The organism is Brasilonema sp. UFV-L1, from assembly GCF_012912105.1.
GTDB lineage: Bacteria > Cyanobacteriota > Cyanobacteriia > Cyanobacteriales > Nostocaceae > Brasilonema.
Genome location: NZ_QMEA01000248.1, coordinates 1 through 4,684 on the forward strand (window position 1 = coordinate 1; position 4,684 = coordinate 4,684).

Consider the following 4,684-nt stretch of genomic DNA (forward strand, 5'->3'; position numbering starts at 1 on the left):
GATCGCTTGCTTTAGTCTAAAGTCCAGTGATAAATGTTTCGCCAATTCTGACGTTATTCAAACCGGGAAGTTTGACCAACTTTTTAAAATGACGACGTAAATGTGCTAAACATTTCTGCTGGCTAGCAACCTGCTAGCCGTTGTAAACGCTATAGTCATCAGAACTGAGTACACCACTATACTCAGTTCCCAGGATAGTTTCTAATTCTGCACGGGAACGAGTATCAGCTGCTTGAAATAAGCAGAAACCGGAATTGGCTATTACCCACAACCATTCTTTCAATCCTTTGACTGACCAGGGTGTTTCATCCACATGGACATTGGGTTGTGTATGTTTTATCCAATCCCTTAACTCAATAATACAGGGTTCAATAGCTTGTTCTACTCGTTCGTTGGTTGCGACCAGAGTACCAACTCCAATTTTTACCCGGGCTAATTCCCACAGCATTTCTTGTTGTTTTTCATAAGGCAGATGTCCATAATTGCTTATCCACCCTAAAAAAGCTTGCAGTCTTACTCCCAGATCTTGTCCTGGTATCATATCTTCTGACCAGTCCGCTGTTTGTAATGCTCCACAATGCTGACATTTACATGTATGGCGGTGGTACTCGACTATTTCTATTGGACGCTCCACCAATTGCGCTACTTGTTGTGTTTGAGCTTTCACTGGCTCGCTTAAAAATACCGTGTTACCACAACAGGTGCAAAATTCTGGACGTAAGATTTCAAAACGGTCTACTCTGCCAAACCCTTTACGGGTCTTGCCTGTGTGTCCTGGTTGACCTCCTGGTTTTCGCTTTGGACTGGCAGTTTCCTCTTCAGTTTCTGACTTTTGCTTTTCTGGCTTTTTCAGGAGGTCACTTGATGGTGGTTTTGATGATGTCTTGCTATCAAGGTTAGAACTTACACAAAGTCTTTCTATCTCTTGTTTGAGTTGTGTGATCGTAACCTGTAGCTGTTGGATTGCGATCGCCTGCTCAATAATTATGTCTACCAGTTCTTCTTTGGACAACTGGCGCAGACTTTCCCTATCTAGTTGTTGAGGCAGGTCTTTGTTCATAATTGCGATAATCTACCTCAAGTGTCCCCTTTGTCAATACCCTGCCACCTGAATCCTTACCTTTCAATGAGTGATTCAAACTTTTGTTCATGAGGTAATACTTCTTTAATGAGCCAGTCGCTCATTTCGACTGAATCTTGGACGGTGGCTACTCTAAAATTAAATAAACGACGAATCTCAACACGATAAACTTTTGCTGAGCGTCCTTGCCAATCATAATCTGAGTATGAGCTTTCAGGAATTTTAAGTTGATTTGCTATGTAAGAGATAATAATTTGGGGAATAGATGATTTTTCGTCAGGAAAACAGGTAAAAATCTGAAAATGTTTTAAGAACAAAGCAAACCCAATCTGATTACCGCCGACTTTGTTTCTGACTAATTCTAATTCCGTTGGTAGAAGTGTCCAGTTTTCAATTAGTTCTTCTGTATCCCAATTTGGTTTGATCATGCATCTTCTTCTCCATCGTTTGAAAGCCCGAGTATTTCTCAAGCGAGTGTATGAGAAAAGATTGTTGCACTATGAAAAATTAATCAATAACGCAGATTTCAGGCTATTTGTCAAACGTCTCAAAAATATATATTTAGAAAACTTATGAATGAGAGGGAAAAAGGGAGCTAAGAGAGAAAAGTTATTCAGAGGCTACAATCCATATATAGCAAGTGTTCTAGCTACAGGCTGCACCTGATGACACGAACCTTCTATTTTCGCCTGGAAGTAAGAAATCAAAAAACCTCAAGTCCAGATCCAGAATCGGGTTTTCCCATCAATCAAATGTTAAGTAATATTTCGCCAACAGTATCCGACCTGTGACGCCATCCGCTCCGCTCCGGGCGTCGCGCCGCAACTTTGTACTCTCACGAGTGGACATAGTTCCGAGTTGGGGCTGTTCCACTGCCCGGAGGGCGTAGCCCGAAACAAACAGCGCGACCGCACCTCCAAATTTCGCCGTGGCGGCGCGAGTACCCCATCCGGCGACCTTTCTATCATCCTGCGACCTGTGACGCCCTCCGCTCCGCTCCGGGCGTCGCCGCGTCCCCATGTTTACGGAAAAAGATTTACTCTTCCCTAGTCCTTCCCCATCGCTCTCTTAAGCATTTATATTTATTAGTATGCTAACGCGCTAACTTGGCGTTGATCTCAAAATCCTATTCCATCGTCTGATTCATCCTACCCGATAACTATCGGTTCAGAGTTGATCTTGGGTCACGCCCTAAAATCCAGACCTGACTCACTATGATCGCCCGTTCTTTGGCGGGATAGTGAAAAATTGATAATATTTTCCTGATGTAGACTTTTTTGACATATTGTGTAAATATTATGTTATTATGTTGTTACAACAAAGAAAACATACTTACTTCTAGCACCAATAAAAATTGATACTTTTTATTACTTAGTGTTAAACCAAAAGTCCTCTATTTAGGCAGAGAAGCCAATAAAAATTATCTAATTTTATTGCGACTTTTTTTTACTCATACGGTTTTCTACGGAAAGGTGCAAGATCTGAGCAAAGTAAAAAGTTATTAAGAAAGGAGCATAAATATGGTCATGGCTATTAAACGAGTTAACTCAAACTTGTTACCAACATTTGCAATGACGTTTCATAATTTTGAAGATAATAAAGAATTAAATTTTAGTGGAGTCGAGACTCATGATACTAATACTTGGGTTCCTTTTCAATCAAGCGGAAAACAAATAAAGATACAAATAAGAGATAAAAGCAACAATTATGCTGTTATGAATGAGTTTTATTTGTGGGATGAAAATTATAAACTACAATGTAGTATGCAGGATGGTGTAAAAACAATTTTAACTGTTACAGGTAGCAGAGATGTTGGATTAAATGTTAGTACATCAGGAGTTCAAGCATATTTAATGTAAAAGTTTTAAAGAAGAATTTCGGATAAGCCGGTGAAAATTTACAAAAAGATTTATTTTACTTAAAAATGTTAAGTAGTAATTAAATAATAAATTTGTAAATTTTACTGATTTGAAGTGAAAATTAGGTAAAATATTTTAAAATTCACTTTTTTATCTGAAGACTAAAATTTTCACAGTTGTCTACAAAAAAGATAATTTTATGACGGAATATATTATTTCAGCCCATGCTGACTCATCAGCACAACAGGAAATTCTAACACCCTGTTGTAATATGTATTTTTATAATCCTCCAAATACGGAATTAACGCATGATCGTGCTTTTGATGTTCTTAATCAATTAATTTTTAATAGAACACCAACACCACCAATAGTAATGAAATATCCTCAAAGTCCAGTTGAAAATTATCAGATTTGGCATCTGGCAGAGTTTCCAGGATATTCGGGTATTTATGCAGTTGGAGGTGGTAATCTTATTCAGCGAAGCATACCCAGTGCTATTTCACAAAACAACAAAATATCTTTATTACAGGTTTTTTCATGGTTTCCTGCGGCTACAGGATGGCACTGGTTAGCTTGTAGATAATAAATTTATATACGTTTGCTGAGGCTTTAGAGGTTTTTCGTACGGAAGTAAAGTTTTGTTTTATCCGGTAACTTCATACGGATATTGATGTATTTGCCGCTAACAAAGCGAAATCTGGCTATGTTTGAACTTAAAAAGTCTCAGAGTTCCACTAAGTAAAAAACAATATCTGTTTTTTCAATTTTTGAGAATATTATGTATAAACTAAACGATGAATATGATTTGCCTCAACTAGCTATACAAATCAATTTTTTGTGAGATCAGTATAATACAAAAGGAGCAATAAATTTAATATACAAAATGTTAAATTCTACAAATTCTGCTAATCAAAAACTAGATGCATTAGCAACTATAACTTGCAAAGTTATAGAAAAAATATATTTGTTCCTAACTATATAGATCAATTTTTATTTATAAATAGAATTAAAAATTCTAGGTCTGACATTACTACCTCCTTTCTTTCTGCCTGCCGTGGATTGAAAAATCCTGGTGCGACAAACCCTGTTGACTACAGGTAAACCGTCCTTCTGGTTGACACAGGAAGGGCGGTTTTTATTTCTTACTTTCCTGGCTGGCAGTATGTTCATGAGCGAACAACTCTTTTTCATCTTAGATGGACATGAACCTGTGCCTTGCAATGATCCATTGACACTCCCCGTCCTAAAGGAGCGGGGATTCTGTAATCTACCTAGTTGCTTGCTCTAATAGGCTTTCGCCTAAAAGAGTAGAGGCAACTAGTCCTACAGCGTTACTTCGGGATTGCCCATCCCTAGCTTGTCTTGCAAGATTCAAAATGTTAATCGCTGCATTTTCGTCTCTATGCAAACTACACCCACAACTACAAATATGGGTGCGAGTTGACAGGGATTTTTTCACAATTGCACCACAAGTTGAGCATTTTTGTGATGTGTAATGTGGTGCTACAGCAACCGCTAATTTACCAAATTTACCAGCAAAGTATTCAATCCATTGCCTAAACAAATACCAGCTAGCATCAGAAATTGACTTAGCCAAACAATGGTTTCTGAGTAAATTACGCACGCTTAAGTTTTCATAGGCTACTAAGTCGTTAGACTTGCACACGTTACGCGCTATTCTCTTAGCGTGTTCATTCCGTTGCCTACTTATTGGGGAAGAGCTGTTGAACTAAGCCGGACAGTC

The 4,684-nt window shown here is 38.2% G+C and carries 3 protein-coding genes and 2 pseudogenes; 2 read left to right on the top strand and 3 right to left on the bottom strand.

Features of this window, described 5'->3' with window-relative positions; translation table 11 throughout:
- Positions 1-28: 28 nt before the first annotated feature.
- Together DP117_RS33550 and DP117_RS33555 are read right to left on the bottom strand one after the other, a co-directional pair.
- A pseudogene (locus DP117_RS33550) lies at positions 29-1,060 on the bottom strand (IS66 family transposase); the annotation flags it as partial.
- 56 nt (positions 1,061-1,116) lie between these two features.
- Complete coding sequence (locus DP117_RS33555) at positions 1,117-1,509, bottom strand: DUF4158 domain-containing protein (RefSeq protein WP_211176512.1); 393 nt, start codon at positions 1,507-1,509, stop codon at positions 1,117-1,119.
- A 1,098-nt stretch (positions 1,510-2,607) separates the two neighbouring features.
- Between DP117_RS33555 and DP117_RS33560 the strand changes: the two genes are divergently transcribed.
- Together DP117_RS33560 and DP117_RS33565 are read left to right on the top strand one after the other, a co-directional pair.
- Positions 2,608-2,940, top strand: a complete 333-nt coding sequence (locus DP117_RS33560; RefSeq protein WP_169222482.1) for a hypothetical protein — start codon at positions 2,608-2,610, stop codon at positions 2,938-2,940.
- 199 nt (positions 2,941-3,139) lie between these two features.
- Entirely contained in the window at positions 3,140-3,523 is a 384-nt protein-coding gene (locus DP117_RS33565; RefSeq protein WP_169222483.1) for a putative adhesin, read from the top strand.
- Positions 3,524-4,207: 684 nt separating this feature from the next.
- Here DP117_RS33565 and DP117_RS33570 read toward each other — a convergent pair.
- Positions 4,208-4,651: pseudogene (locus tag DP117_RS33570) on the bottom strand (transposase); the annotation flags it as partial.
- Between the last annotated feature and the right edge of the window lie 33 nt (positions 4,652-4,684).